13 protein-coding genes are annotated in these 14,661 nt (G+C 48.4%); all 13 read left to right on the forward strand.

What is annotated here, in order from left to right; translation table 11 throughout:
* Nucleotides 1-75: 75 nt before the first annotated feature.
* The 13 genes from spoIID (at nt 76) to B4V02_RS02090 (ending at nt 14,579) form a co-directional block, all read left to right on the forward strand.
* Nucleotides 76-1,533 (forward strand): stage II sporulation protein D, encoded by a 1,458-nt coding sequence (spoIID, locus tag B4V02_RS02030; protein WP_094153584.1) that lies wholly within the window; start codon nt 76-78, stop codon nt 1,531-1,533.
* Nucleotides 1,534-1,603: 70 nt separating this feature from the next.
* Nucleotides 1,604-2,344, forward strand: coding sequence for a stage II sporulation protein SpoIIQ (gene spoIIQ / locus B4V02_RS02035; RefSeq protein WP_094153585.1), 741 nt, complete (start codon nt 1,604-1,606; stop codon nt 2,342-2,344).
* 201 nt (nt 2,345-2,545) lie between these two features.
* Nucleotides 2,546-2,833, forward strand: a complete 288-nt coding sequence (spoIIID, locus tag B4V02_RS02040; RefSeq protein ID WP_007432737.1) for a sporulation transcriptional regulator SpoIIID — start codon at nt 2,546-2,548, stop codon at nt 2,831-2,833.
* Nucleotides 2,834-3,003: 170 nt separating this feature from the next.
* Complete coding sequence (gene mreB / locus B4V02_RS02045) at nt 3,004-4,002, forward strand: rod shape-determining protein (protein ID WP_007432736.1); 999 nt, start codon at nt 3,004-3,006, stop codon at nt 4,000-4,002.
* A gap of 127 nt (nt 4,003-4,129) precedes the next feature.
* Nucleotides 4,130-5,014, forward strand: coding sequence for a flagellar hook-basal body protein (locus B4V02_RS02050; RefSeq protein ID WP_094153586.1), 885 nt, complete (start codon nt 4,130-4,132; stop codon nt 5,012-5,014).
* Nucleotides 5,015-5,027: 13 nt separating this feature from the next.
* Nucleotides 5,028-5,855 (forward strand): flagellar hook-basal body protein, encoded by an 828-nt coding sequence (locus B4V02_RS02055; protein ID WP_094153587.1) that lies wholly within the window; start codon nt 5,028-5,030, stop codon nt 5,853-5,855.
* Between the two features lie 12 nt (nt 5,856-5,867).
* Nucleotides 5,868-6,080: a DNA-directed RNA polymerase subunit beta gene (locus B4V02_RS02060; RefSeq protein WP_007432733.1), complete on the forward strand. Its 213-nt coding sequence runs from the start codon at nt 5,868-5,870 to the stop codon at nt 6,078-6,080.
* Nucleotides 6,081-6,978: 898 nt separating this feature from the next.
* Nucleotides 6,979-7,425, forward strand: a complete 447-nt coding sequence (gene fabZ, locus B4V02_RS02065) for a 3-hydroxyacyl-ACP dehydratase FabZ (protein ID WP_094153588.1) — start codon at nt 6,979-6,981, stop codon at nt 7,423-7,425.
* Nucleotides 7,426-7,521: 96 nt separating this feature from the next.
* Complete coding sequence (locus tag B4V02_RS02070; protein ID WP_094153589.1) at nt 7,522-9,237, forward strand: phospho-sugar mutase; 1,716 nt, start codon at nt 7,522-7,524, stop codon at nt 9,235-9,237.
* Nucleotides 9,238-9,415: 178 nt separating this feature from the next.
* Nucleotides 9,416-11,425, forward strand: a complete 2,010-nt coding sequence (locus tag B4V02_RS02075; protein ID WP_094153590.1) for a DUF5693 family protein — start codon at nt 9,416-9,418, stop codon at nt 11,423-11,425.
* The gene (gene csaB / locus B4V02_RS02080; protein ID WP_094153591.1) at nt 11,401-12,540 is read left to right on the forward strand and encodes a polysaccharide pyruvyl transferase CsaB; all 1,140 of its coding nucleotides are present in this window, start codon (nt 11,401-11,403) and stop codon (nt 12,538-12,540) included. Before B4V02_RS02075 ends, csaB begins: the two co-directional genes overlap by 25 nt.
* A gap of 8 nt (nt 12,541-12,548) precedes the next feature.
* Nucleotides 12,549-13,310 (forward strand): WecB/TagA/CpsF family glycosyltransferase, encoded by a 762-nt coding sequence (locus tag B4V02_RS02085; protein ID WP_007432728.1) that lies wholly within the window; start codon nt 12,549-12,551, stop codon nt 13,308-13,310.
* A gap of 138 nt (nt 13,311-13,448) precedes the next feature.
* On the forward strand, nt 13,449-14,579 hold the full coding sequence (locus B4V02_RS02090; RefSeq protein WP_007432727.1) for a glycosyltransferase family 4 protein: 1,131 nt from the start codon (nt 13,449-13,451) through the stop codon (nt 14,577-14,579).
* Nucleotides 14,580-14,661 lie beyond the last annotated feature (82 nt).

Here is a 14,661-nt window from a genome sequence, read left to right on the forward strand (position 1 = left end):
ATGATTGAACATATCTACTGGAACAGATCATTGCTTCCAGTCGGATATTCAGCCCTTAGATGGAGGTTTCAGCCTATGAAAGATTCACAGGTTCGCATTCGTATACCGATTCATCATGCCAACGAACATCGCCGGACTTTGCCTGCAGAGGAAAGTCCCGGCTTTATAGCTGCCTCGCCCCAAACAAGCAAGCTTGCTCAGCAGCGGTCGGGCACACGCGGCACATTGCCCGCTGAAGCCGGGTACGCCCGGCGTGCAACGGCAGTGGCCCCCGCTTTGCACCCCGCAGGTGCGTCGCCGCTCACCTCCGGCGCAGGAGCTCGCGGCACAAGCGGCACAAGCCTGCCGCCGGTGGCGGTGCCAGGGCCGTACCTGCGGCCTGCCGCCGGGCGTGCACCACACTGGGGCACACGCTGGGGCAGCCACCGCCCCTGGCTGCCAGCTGCCGCCGTAGCAGGCCTGCTGGCCCTTGCACTCGCTGTGCCCGCGCTAATAGCGTGGCCTCGCCATACGGCGCAGCCGTTGCCACCGGGCGGCCGCAAGGCAGCCCCCGAGATGCCCGTCGCGGCAGCGAAGCCTGAGGCCCCGGTCACGCGGCTGCCGGGGGTTCCGCCCATACCAGCGGTGCCCGCGGCTCCAGCGCGCAGTGTTCCGGCAGTGGCGGAGCCGGACGTGCGCGTGTACGTCACGTCTACGGGCCGTACAGAGACGCTGCCGCTGGAGGAGTACATTGTTGGCGTTGTAGCCGCCGAAATGCCGCCCAGCTTCGAAGGCGAGGCACTGAAGGCCCAGGCCATTGCCGCGCGCACCTTCATCACCCGGCGTTTGCTGGCTGATGACACCAGCGGCGCTCCGGCAGGAGCGGATGTGACGGATACCGTTAAGCATCAGGCTTACATTTCTAAAGCCAGGCTTACTAGAGAGTGGGGACATTCCGGTAAAGCTGCTGAGCTGGCTAAAATTCGGCAGGCTGTGCGCGATACCAAGGATACGATCATGGTATATGAGGGCAAACCGATTACCGCTTCTTTTTTTTCTACCAGCAATGGCTATACCGAAAATTCAGAGGATGTATGGGCCAAAGCTGTGCCCTACTTACGGAGCGTGTCGAGTCCCTGGGACAAGCAGCTGGCACCTCGATATACAGAAACCATCACATTGAGCCGTCAGAGCGTGTTTGATAGATTGGGATTGAGCCGTGCTGCGATAGCCGCTTCTACTGGAGGAGAAAATATGCCCGAGATCCGGGTACTTTCCAAGACAGAAGGGCATCGCATCAAAAAGATTGAAGTAGGAGGAACAGTCTTTACAGGACCGGAAATGCGCAACAAACTGGGACTGCGTTCGGCTGAATTTACGTGGAGGACTGAAGGAGACAAGATTGCTATAACTACCTATGGCTACGGCCATGGTGTCGGCATGAGTCAGTGGGGAGCCAACGGAATGGCCAAGGAAGGGCACACAGCTACTCAAATTCTTCTTCACTACTATACTGGCATTTCCTTTGCACAGGCTTCTCGTATTCTAAGTTAGTAAATTTTTCAAAACTTTGAAGTATAAAAGAGTTGCACCCGGTAACACTGGTTACTGAGGTGATGAGCAAATGAGTGAACAAAATAAAAACCAGAACCAAAATCATGAAGAAACACCCAAAACCTTTCAGGGTGGAAGAGCTTCACAGCCGTCTTCGTGGAAAAAGCTGTTGTCCAAAAGGTGGGCATACCCGGCAGCCTACATTGCCGCAGCAGCCATTATACTAACCTTAGTGTGGGTCTATCAGGATGCAAGCCAGAAGTCTTTCAAACCTGACCCAGCTAGTTCATCGGTACAAAACACAAGCGCAGTCAATACCGATGTCAACGGACAACAGCCAGAAAGTGTGGAAGTCGTTGCCCAGTCGGAAAATATCGCATGGCCGGTGGCAGATGCCGCCGCAGTAAAGGTCGTAAAGCCATTTTTTGACGAAAATGCCACAGCGGATGAACAGGCAGCAGCAATGGTAGAGTATGATAAAACCTTTACTGCTAACACCGGAATTGATCTTTCCCGGGCCGACGATCAGACGTTTGAAGTGAGAGCTGCCCTGAGTGGCAAGGTATCCCGTGTAGAACAGCATCCGCTGATGGGAAATGTCGTAGAAATCACGCATGATAACAATATCAAAACGGTGTATCAAAGCTTGAGCGATCTGAAGGTAAAAGAGGGCGATCAAGTTAAACAAAACGATGTAATTGCTTCAGCAGGTCGTAACGAGCTTGAAAAGGATTTGAAAACACATCTGCATTTTGAAGTGTATCAGGATGACAAGCCGGTGAATCCTACAGGTCTGCTTCCTAAAAAATAAATTCGGTCATGGCTTTGCATGCAAAGCGGGGAATCATATTCCCTGCTTTTTTCTTGTTCATTTTTGTTCATGAGGTAAACAGATAAGCTGTTGCTGGCAAATAAATAGGCCTTCCGAAGCATGTCTTCCCGCCAAACCGCGAATATATAAGCACGCTCCTCATATAATGTACCAAACTATCCACAGTAGGGAGGCGGGAGCGTGCACGATTACATCAAGGAACGGACCATCAAAATCGGTCGCTGTATCGTGGAAACAAGGAATACGGTCCGTACGATTGCCAAAGAATTTGGTGTCTCCAAGAGCACGGTGCATAAAGATCTGACCGAACGGCTGCCTGAAATCAACCCGGATCTTGCCGATCAAGTGAAGCATATTCTCGAATACCATAAATCCATCCGCCATCTGCGGGGAGGGGAAGCGACGAAAATCAAGTACAAAAAAACGAGTGGGAAAAGAAGGGAGATTCTCGTTTCCGGCAAGTCTTAAAAATATATGGTGAATTGGCTGGCAAAGCCATTGAATCAACCCCCTGAAGTATGATATGTTAAAAGATGGTACAAGACGAAAAATGACATGTAACCGTAGGTTTATACATATATTTGCCGCTTCTTGTCGAATCTTAGCTTTTAAAATATCACTTTGGGGGCCTTTTTAATATGTTCAGTAATGATATCGGTATCGACCTCGGTACGGCCAACGTGCTTATCCACGTCAAAGGGAAGGGGGTTGTTCTTGACGAACCTTCCGTTGTCGCGATAGAAAGCGATACAAAGAAAGTATTGGCTGTCGGAGAGGAAGCACGTCGTATGGTTGGACGGACTCCTGGTAATATCATAGCTATTCGTCCATTGCGTGATGGCGTCATCGCCGATTTTGAAGTGACGGAGGCAATGTTAAAATATTTTATCAATCGCGTAGGGGGAAAAAGCTGGTACAGCCACCCTCGTATTTTGATTTGTGCGCCGACGAACATTACCTCAGTGGAACAAAAAGCGATTCGTGAAGCGGCGGAGCGCAGCGGGGCGAAAGAAGTCTTTTTGGAGGAAGAGCCAAAAGCAGCTGCTATCGGAGCAGGAATGGACATCTTTGAGCCCAGCGGCAACATGGTAGTGGATATTGGTGGCGGAACGACAGACGTTGCAGTCCTCTCTATGGGGGATGTGGTTACGGCTTCTTCCATTAAAATGGCAGGCGACAAGTTTGATTCAGCCATCATGAAGTATGTGAAAACAAAATATAAGCTTCTCATTGGGGAACGTACGGCCGAGGATATCAAGATTGCCATCGGAACCGTAAATCCGAGTGGGCGACGTGCGGAGATGGACATCCGTGGACGGGATATGGTATCCGGATTGCCGAAAACATTAAGTATTTCCGCCGATGAAGTGCAGGAGGCGCTTAGAGACCCTGTGTCAGCGATTGTTGCCGCAGCCAAGTTTGTATTGGAGCAGACCCCACCGGAACTATCAGCCGATATTATTGATCGTGGTGTCATTCTGACTGGCGGCGGTGCGCTGCTTAGCGGACTGGACGAACTGCTTGCAGAAGAGTTGCGTGTTCCGGTATTGGTTGCCGAGGATCCGATGCATTGTGTCGTTAAAGGTACAGGAATTATGCTGGACAATTTGGATCATGTGGTTAAGAAAAAGTTCTAATCTGCCGATAGTGACTATAAGAGACTCGTATGCGGTCGGACAGGTTGCCTAGCATGTCGGCTTCCGCTTCCTCCGTGCGAGCAGATGATGATGCATTAGCAGAGTACAGGATTGGGGTGCACGATACATGTTGAGAGGTTTATATACTGCGGCAGCCGGAATGACAACACAGCAACGACGCCATGACACCGTGACGCAAAATATTGCCAATATGAATACGCCGGGATACAAACAGGAGAACAGTGTTCAACGTTCTTTTCCCGAAATGCTTATTTCCATGACGGGCGGCAACCCGGATAATCCGGATCGTACGGTCGGCAAGCTCAATACTGGCGTTTTTGCCGAGGAAAGCCTCTCCCCTTACATTCAGGGGGCATTGAAGGACAGCGGACAAGCTACGGATTTCGCGATACAGTCCAACATTAGTGTGAACGACCCGGCAACGGGCCAGCCTATGGCTTTTGATCAGGCAGGGAAATTTGTTAATGCTAACGGTGAAGTCACCTATCGTCCAGAAGCGTTTTTTACGGTCCGTGACAATAACGGAAATGTACGCTATACACGTGACGGACATTTTCGCGTAAATGGAGCGGGAGCATTGCTTTCGTCGACTGGCTCAGCAGTTCTGGATACAAATGGTAATCCGATTCAATTGACGAGTGCTGTCTCAGCACTTAAAGTAAATGAGCGGGGCGAATTGGTGGATAGCCAGTCCAACCAGACATTGGGAACAACGCTCGGAATTAGTGTTATTGATCGGCCGTACCAACTCGTGCGTGAGGGCAATGGGAATTTCCGCCTGAATGATACGGATGGTGCTACAGCCAGAATGATGACTGCTAACGATGCTGTGTCCGTTCGCCAGGGTTATCTGGAAGTATCTAATGTGGATGCTGCTCAGTCGATGGTGGATATGATGGCTGCGTTAAGAGCTTATGAAGCGAATCAGAAGGTTATTCAATTTTATGATAAAAGCTTGGACAAGGCCGTTAACGAAGTAGGCCGTGTATAACAGGGGGTAAGTGATGAACAACTCCATGATTGGCGCAATGGTGTCTATGGCCAGTGTGCAACAGCGTCTGGATTTGATTGCCGATAATATCGCCAATATTAATACGACTGGTTATAAGAGTAAACAGGGTTCCTTTGAAGATGTGCTGGCTAATGTAAAGCAGCAGCCTTCAACATATCTCCAAAATGGGCGGGCTATGCCGCTCGGCTATAATTTGGGCTACGGAGTTAAAATCGCCTCGATTATGAAAAATATGGAACAAGGTCCACTCAAGGAGACAGGACTTCCTACTGATCTGGCGATTCAGGGCAATGCCATGTTTGAGGTTCAGGGCAATGGACAAAAAGCTTGGACGCGTGACGGCAGCTTTCATTTTGTTCCTGATCCGAATGATAGTGCAACGATGATGTTGACCACGGCTGAAGGCTATTCGGTGTTGGACAGCAATGATATTCCTGTGACTGCGCCAGCGGGTTCTAAGGTAGCCATTAATTCGGACGGTGAGTTGTTGATTCGTGCCAATGGAACGGGTGAACCAACAGTTGGCCAGCGGATCAAGCTGATGGATGTTCAGCGTCCAGAAGGACTAGAGCAGCGGGATGATAACCTGTTCGTATTGGCGAATGGAGTAACAGAAGCAAATGTGTTCGGTGCAGCAGGTGTAGCGGGTGCTGTTCCAACGGACGTATCCGTGCGTTCCGGTTACCTGGAACAGTCCAATGTGGATTTAGCAGGTGAAATGACGGATATGATGCAAGTTCAGCGGATGTATCAAATGGCGGCGCGGGCGCTGACTTCTAGTGATACGATGATGAACCTGGCTAATAATCTGAGGGCATAGGGATATTTGGTAATGAAAGAAGAACAATCCGATTCCCGTCCAGTACCTGAAAAGACTAAGTCCCGCTGGCGTACTGCCCGTTATTTCGTAGTTCCGCTGCTGCTCCTGTTTTCGCTGTTAGGTGGTTTGATTGCAGGATACGTGATTGTAGGTAAGCAAGGACTGGCAGGCGTATTTGAATGGAAAACCTGGCAGCACGTCATTGATCTTATATTTGCGCCTTAGTTTACTTTAAAAAAGTGGCTGTGGTGGGAAAAGACCGCTTCGCGTGCAGATTGTTCTTCCGATTGCTGTTATCCCCGGATTCCTTTTTGATTTTAAAACATTGGGGGTTTGAATCCGGGGATAAAGGCAAACGCTGCGCTTCTCCAGAACAATTCTGCCCGCTCCGCTGCTACCCGCCATCAGAGCCACTTTTATTAAAATAAACCACCCGCAATTTGTGTGGGTAGTAATAAAAACAAAACCCTGTGCCAGTGGCGCAGGGTTTTGTTGTGCCTTTAACGGCAGAAGCCTCCAGCGTAGCACGCATGGATTGTGCCAATGAAGGCCATCGCAGAGGCCTTCGGTTTTGTTCCGCCCTTCACGAAAAGCGAGCATTATTGAAGCGAGGCTTTCTTTTTGAGCCAAAAGTAACTCGGCGGAGAGGTTTATTTGAATCTGGAGAAGCGGTAGCGTTCGCCTTTGCCCCTAAATTTTAACCTTACAGGTTTTATAAAATGAAAAAATAAGGGGCAACAGCGATCGGAAGATCAAATAAATCGCGCAGCCCGTCCCCCTCGACTCAAATTGAACGCTCGTTTTACCCCATAATAGGAGCAAGCAATATGGTACTTCCGCGTAATTTTCTTTTTGCATCTGATAACTGTATAATGATGGGGAAGTTTGTAGCACTGCGGGGTAAGACCAAACACGGGCAAAAGGGCCTCTTCGCGCCTCTGGTTGCGTAACCGGCGGAAAAAGCCCCTTATCTCAACCTTCACTTCTGCAGTAGGTGAAGGATATCTATCATTGTTGCCGCAATGAACTGTTTTTATGCAGCACCGATGGGTAATATTATGCTTGCAGCAATTCATGACCGATTCAGGATCGAATCTGCAAGCGGAAGGAGTTATTAAGGTAAATGGACAAATTGCAATTGGATGTTAATCAAATTCAGGAGATTATTCCGCATCGACCACCATTTTTGTTGGTGGACCGCATTGTTGAGCTGGAGGAAGGGAAAAGAGCAGTAGGCATTAAAAATGTAACAATGACTGAGCCTCATTTTATCGGACATTTTCCGGGATATCCGGTCATGCCAGGTGTGCTGATCACCGAAGCCCTGGCTCAGGTTGGAGCTGTCGCATTGCTGCATCTAGAGGAAAATCGCGGTAAAATCGGCTTCTTGGCAGGGCTGGATGGCTTCCGTTTCCGTGGACAGGTGGTTCCTGGGGATACACTGACGCTTGAAGTGGAAATAACCCGTTCCAAAGGAGCATTTGGCAAAGGGAAAGCTACGGCTAAAGTAGGCAATACGGTAGTAGCTGAGGGCGAGATTATGTTTGCTTTGTCCGATCCTTCCCAATAAGCAAGCTCTGCTGACATAAGCACGACGTTTGAACCGAGTGCATGTGTACATAGAAATCCTGTTTTGACAACCAAAAATGGAGAGGGGAAATAACGTATGACGCAGTTGAGTAAAAAAGCACTAGAAGGCATTGAGAGCTGGCTGCAAGACCCTTATATTGATGAAGAAACCAAACAGGAGTTGCGGGCATTGGAGGGCAACGAGCAGGAGCAGGAGGATCGCTTTTACAAAGAGCTGGAATTTGGTACAGGCGGTCTACGTGGAGTAATTGGGGCAGGCAGCAATCGAATGAACCGCTACGTCATTGGACGTGCGACTCAAGGACTGGCTCGCTACATTTTGGAGCAGCATGCTGGAAAAGAAGGCAAGCCTTCGGTTGTCATTGCACATGATTCACGCCATTTCTCGCCAGAGTTTGCGCTGGAAGCAGCTTTGGTACTGGCCGGCAACGGTATCGTGGCTAAGTTGTTCCCGTCCCTGCGCCCGACGCCGCAGCTTTCATTTAGCGTACGTCATTTGGGGGCCAGTGGAGGGATTGTCGTAACTGCGAGCCATAACCCGCCTGAATATAACGGATACAAGGTATACAATGATGAAGGCGGTCAGCTTGTTCCTGATCAGGCTGAACAGGTGATTGGTTATATCCGTGAGGTTCCTTCTTTTGATATTCACCGTCTGACCCGTGAAGAAGCAGAGGCGCAGGGACTGTTGGTTTGGCTTGGAGAAGAGGAAGATGAAGCGTTTGTAGATACGGTAGCCAGTGTAAGTGTGAACCGTCAGCTGATTGCAGCTGGACCAGGCAAAAACTTCAAGGTCGTGTTTACACCTCTCCATGGCACTGGAAATATACCGGTTCGCCGTGTGCTGGAGAAAATCGGCTTTGAGCAGGTGCATATTGTACCTGAGCAAGAGCTGCCGGATGCTGAGTTTTCCACCGTCAAATCGCCGAACCCGGAAGAACGGGATGCATTCAAGCTGGCGATTGCACTGGGCGAGAAGATTGGTGCGGATTTGTTGATCGGAACAGACCCTGATGCTGACCGCATGGGGGCGGTTGTAAAGAACCGTGACGGCGAATATGTGGTGTTGTCCGGGAATCAGTCCGGCGCGATTATGGTGTACTACTTGTTGAATCAGTTGAAGGAAACAGGCAAGCTCCCGAATAACGGGGCGGTCATCAAAACCATCGTAACCAGCGAAATGGGCGCAGTTATTGCCGAACATTTTGGTGCAACTGTGTTTAATACGCTAACTGGCTTCAAATATATTGGTGAGAAAATGAACCAGTTTGACCAAACGGGAGATTATACCTACCTGTTCGGTTATGAAGAGAGCTATGGCTATTTGGCAGGCAATTACGCTCGCGATAAGGACGCCGTTCTGGCGGCCATGCTGATTGCTGAAGCTGCTGCTTATTACAGCACCCAAGGCAAGACGCTGTATGATGTTTTACAAGAGCTGTACGAGCAGTTTGGATACTTCCTTGAGAAGCTGGAGTCTCGTACACTGAAGGGCAAGGACGGAGTGGCACAGATTCAGGGCAAAATGACAGATTGGCGCAGCAACGCTCCTCAAGAGATTGCAGGCGTGAAGGTAGACAAGGTGCTGGACTACTCGCAAGGGCTCGACGGACTTCCTAAGGAAAATGTACTCAAATTTTTACTGGAAGACGGTTCATGGTTCTGTCTGCGTCCTTCTGGTACTGAGCCAAAAATCAAAGTATACTTCGCGGTACGCGGTTCTTCGCTGGCAGATGCGGAGCAAAGAATCAGCCGTTTGGTGGATGCTGTTATGGCGCGCGTAGACGCTTGAGACAAATCCATTTATAATAGAATAGGTTAAGACAAATTGGATACGTAATAAGTAATCGGTGACCTCTCACGGCAAAGGGCAGTACGCCGTGGGGGTCATTTCTATGTTGCAGAATAATCTAGAATAGGCTTTGGGAAAATAGGCTTATTGCGGCAACGGATATTAAGGAGGTTCTTTGGTGTATCAGAAATGGCAGTATTGGAATACGGTTTCTCGAAAATGGTTGTGGGCTCTGGTCGCGCTCGGTTTGTTGGCCTCCATTCCAGTCATCGCCGATCGTGTGAAGACAGAATCCTCGAGTAAAAAAGTAGAGATTGTATTCGATTATCGGGATTTGACAGAGGCAGCTTCGTATCAGGCTCACCCGCAGGATTATTTGAACGAGCAGCTTGACCGCTTAAAGCAGGCGGGTGTGAACAGTATGGCAATGTATGAAAGTACGTTGGACGATTTCCGCAAAGCGGGCCGGGTCGTAACCTATACGACTCAGAACGTTGCAGATATGGAGAAACGCCTTTCACCTGCAAATGAGAATTTTACGTACGTTGTTTTTTCTAACAAAGAAAATGCTGAGGCACTAAAGCCGTTAATTGAACGTACGTTTACAAGCCTGGGTATTAACGTAAAGCCTTGGAGCTATCAGGGACAGGAAGGGGTCGTTGTGGAAACATCCCCAGAGGATGCGTACCTTAAGCCGATGCAGCCTGACCCGATTGCGATGAAGCAGCTTCGGAGCAAAGGATTTTTTATTGTTCCGCGGATGAGTGACAGTCTCCCTTATAACGAGGAACTGACAGAAGAAATGCTGGCTTCCTTTCAGCAGAATGGTGTGAAACGCATTTTGTTTGAAGGAGATTCAGTCAAAGGCTTTACAGATAACGAAAAAAAGCATAGCCTGGCGGAATTTGCTAAATTGCTTAATAAATATGATATTGGCCTGGCTGCTATTGAAAACTTGAAAAAACCACAAGCCGGCTTCAACAGGCTTGCTTACGATATACACTATAACGTTGTCCGGCTGTATTCTCTGAGCGACAAGGATTCAACGCTTGATGTCGAGACCTTGGCCGATCGTTTTGCATTGGCAACCAAGGATCGCAATATTCGCATGCTGTATCTTAATACTGCCCCTACGCGTAGTGTAGCTGAGGCTAAAGTAAAGGATTCGGTAGATAATCTGATTCACAGCTTGGGCGAGCCCGGGAATGCAGTACAACGGATGGAGAAAAAGGGATTTGAGCTCGGACAGGCTGAGCCATTCCAGGTGGTTGATTCTTCAATTCAACGCTATCTGAAAATGGTTGTCGTACTGGGCGCACTTGCATTCTTCTCCATTATGGTGTCCTATTTTGTCCCGGCATTAACCCTGCTGGCGTTTGCACTCGGTTTGGTTGGCTCTGCAGGTCTTTATGTCCTGAACTCCAGCTTGATGGAGCAAGGCTTGGCGCTGCTCGCAGCAATTAGTGGTCCTACGGTTGCAATGGTCATTGCCGTACGTACGATTAGAATTAAACGTGAACAGGAGCTCTCTCCAGGTCAGCGTTTGGTTCAAACGCTTATTTTGTACGTTCAAACAGCAATCCTGTCGCTGGCTGCGGTGCCCTTTGTCATTGCCCTGCTGAACAGTATTGCTTACAGCCTTGTACTGAACCAATTTAGAGGTGTAAGCTTGCTTCACATTCTGCCAATCTTTTTGGCTGCGGTATATATTTTCTTTTATCGTGGCGTTTCTATACGTGAGGAAATTTCCAAGTTGCTGCGCACACCAATTACCGTACTATGGGTAGTTGTATTGGCTGTTGTCGGAGTCGCGGGAATGTACTACTTGAGCCGTACAGGCAATGCGGGAACCGTGTCGAACACGGAGCTGGTTTTCCGGAATTTCCTTGAGAATGCATTTGGCGTACGTCCGCGTAATAAGGAATTTTTGATGGCACACCCCCTGTTTATTGCAGGTGCGTTCTTGGCCTTGAAATACCGCAAAGCGATCTATGTACTGATCATAGCTGCTATAGGTCAAGCCTCTATGGTGGATACCTTTGCTCACATTCACTCTCCAGCGGCACTCTCGCTTAGCCGTGGGTTATTGGGATTGGGATTGGGTCTGGTTCTGGGGATTATCGCAATTGTCGCATGGCAAGTGCTGGAAGGATGTTGGAAGAAATGGTCACCACAGCTCAAACGATAATCATTTCGGGTTATTATGGCTTTCGCAATAGTGGAGACGAGGCGGTACTCAAGTCCATTTTGACTGCATTAGAGGAGGAAAGCCGTCAAGCCAGGATTACGGTTAAGCCTGTTGTGCTATCTTCTGACCCTGCATGGACAGAGAAAATGTATGGGGTAGAAGCTGTCCCACGTATGAGTCTGGGGGAAGTTCGAAGAGCGGTTAAAAACAGCGACGGGCTAATCAGTGGTGGTGGAAGCTTGCTTCAGGACGCGACAAGTCCCAAAAGCATTCCTTATTACCTCGCAATTCTCAAACTGGCTCAATGGGCGGGAAAGCCGACGTTTGTATATGCTCAGGGCATTGGTCCGGTGCAACGAAAGATATTTTATCCCATGATCCGGTCTGTGTTTCAACGCTGCGAATATGTATCTGTAAGAGATAAGCAATCCGCCGCGTTGTTGGGTAGCATGAAGTTAAAGAGTCCGACTGTCGAGGTCGTTCCCGATCCGGTAATGGGACTCCCATTGCCCTCCGATTCCGGTCAGGCGCACAAAGCTGCTGCTGAGCTTAATCAGGATGAACTTCCGACTGTCGGTGTGTCTGTACGCTATTGGGACAAGGAGCATCGAGATTTGACCGCTATCGCAGACGGCCTGAAAAAATTAGCTGCTGGACGCCGCGTACACTTGCGTTTCTTTCCTTTCCATTTGCCTGACGACGAGCAGGCTTCAAGGATGGTAATGGATTTGTTAGGGGATATTAGGGGAACAGGTAGCCGTGTCAGCATATCTGATCAGGTTACCGATCCTCAGCAGATGCTTTTGGAAGTCAGTCGTTGCAGTTTGATGATCGGGATGAGATTGCACAGCTTGATCTATGCAGCATCCCATCAAGTGCCCCCTTTGGGGATATCCTACGATCCCAAAATTGATCATTTTCTCAGCCGCGTCGGCAGTCAGCCTGTAGGCACTGCAGAAGCACTGGATGGTCAAAAGCTGGCTGTAGAGGCTATGCGGCTGCTAGATGAGCGAAATCAATGGATCGAGAGCCAGGGAGCGGCAATTGCTTTGTTGAAGAGCGAGGCACGTTTGCCGGCACAGCATATCATTAATTACTTGTGTCGCAAAGGATGATGGATACAGTGACAGTTGATAAGGTTACGAATGTGCCTACCGTCCCGATTTTCGGTGTTCGGGTATCAAGGCTTAATATGAAAGATACTTTAAATGTATTAATCCAGGCGGTGGAGTCTCGCAGACCCCATCAAGTGATCACTGCCAATCCAATTATGGTAATGGCTGCATTGGAAGATCCTGTGTACATGTCAGTGATGAAGCAGGCCGAGTTAATTGTTCCAGATGGGACTGGTGTGGTCTGGGCCGCAAATTATGTAGGACACCCTGTACCTGAGCGAGTAGCAGGTTTTGACTTATTACATGAATTGCTTAGAGCCGGAGAAAACTATCATTGGAAAGTTTATTTGCTCGGATCAACGTCCGAGGTGATTCAAGCGACTGCACAGCGGGTACATGAGCTTTATCCTGGAATTACGGTTTGTGGCCAGCGCGATGGATTTTTTGGATCTGAAGAGGATGAGGCAGTCATCGCAGCCATTCGCAAAGCGAATCCGGATCTGTTATTTGTAGCACGTGGCGCGGATACACAGGAGCCGTGGATTGGTAAATACAAGGAGCAGCTAGGCGTACCGGTCATGATGGGGGTTGGCGGTAGTTTTGATGTTATATCTGGCAGAACAAAACGTGCGCCTAAATTGTTCCAGAAACTCAGAATTGAGTGGCTGTATAGGCTCCTTAAAGAGCCTAGCCGATACAAAAGAATGCTTGCGCTGCCGAAATTCGCCGTGAAAGTGATGCGTGAAAAAGAAAACGTCACAAAAGTGTGATAAATAGCTTGAATCTGCCTTCAAAACCCGCTAATTTGCCAGAATATGAAGCTTGGTATTTATTTTTGATCAGAGTATAATTCAATGCGGTTACATCTGAAAAGGGATTTGCTTTAAAATTGGGGGTCGAATGATCAAATGCTATTGATCTATATTATTGGTTTCATCATGGCACTGGGACTTGCGCTGTTATTGACACCGCTCGTCAAGAAATTCGCTGTTAAGGTTGGAGCCGTCGATGTACCGAATGCCCGAAAAGTACATACCCGGATTATGCCGCGACTTGGCGGGCTGGGGATTTTCCTGGCGTTTCTGTTGTCCTTATTGGCGATTTTGCCTTTTGTACCCGACGGAATGCTGTCCTCACGGGATATTAACTTTATCGCGGCCTTTCTGATTGGCGGTACGATGATTACACTGATTGGTGCTCTCGATGATCGTTTTGATCTCAATGCAAAGTTGAAATTTTTGGCTCAAATTGCCGTTGCTTGTATGGTTGTGTTTGCCTTTGATATTCGTGTTGATTTTGTAAATGTACCTTTTCAGGATGCATACTCGTCTTTGGAAAGCTGGATTTCCGTCCCGCTTACGATTTTCTGGATTGTAGGTGTGACGAATGCCATCAATTTGATTGACGGTCTGGATGGACTGGCTGCGGGTGTTTCAGGGATTGCGATTGGAACCATCTTTGTGATGTCCCTCCTGATGGGCAACTACATGGTGGCTATGCTTTGTCTGGTGCTGCTGGGTAGTATTATCGGATTTTTATTTTTTAACTTTCATCCTGCGAAGATATTCATGGGTGATACAGGGTCGCTGTTTTTAGGTTTCAGTCTGGCTATGCTTTCCATGCTTGGTTTCAAGCAGATTGCTATCGTATCGTTTATTACACCATTAATTATTATTGGTGTACCTTTATCAGATACATTTTTTGCTATCATTCGTCGCAAGTTGCAGAAAAAACCGATTTTTTCACCGGATAAAGGTCATCTGCATCATTGCTTACGCGAACTAGGTTTCAGCCATAGACAGACAGTTTTGATTATTTACGGTATTGCTGCATTTTTCGGTGTATTAGCCGTGATTCAATCGTCTGCTGCGCTTAATGAAGCAAACTGGGTTACCTTTGTCGTGATATGTATTATGATGTTTTTCTTACAGATTGGTGCAGAGGTTATTGGTCTGGTGGGCAAAACCAAGCGTCCAGTTATTAACACACTGATTCGCCTGTTGGCTAAGCCGGATTCACAGACGCGATCGAAATTATAAATTTTTTATTTAAAATGTAAGTCTTCAAGCTTGGCGCCATGCCGCGGGTTTGAAGGCTTTTTTGTTGTTTGCTATAAAAAAT

Source organism: Paenibacillus kribbensis, assembly GCF_002240415.1.
Lineage (GTDB): Bacteria > Bacillota > Bacilli > Paenibacillales > Paenibacillaceae > Paenibacillus > Paenibacillus kribbensis.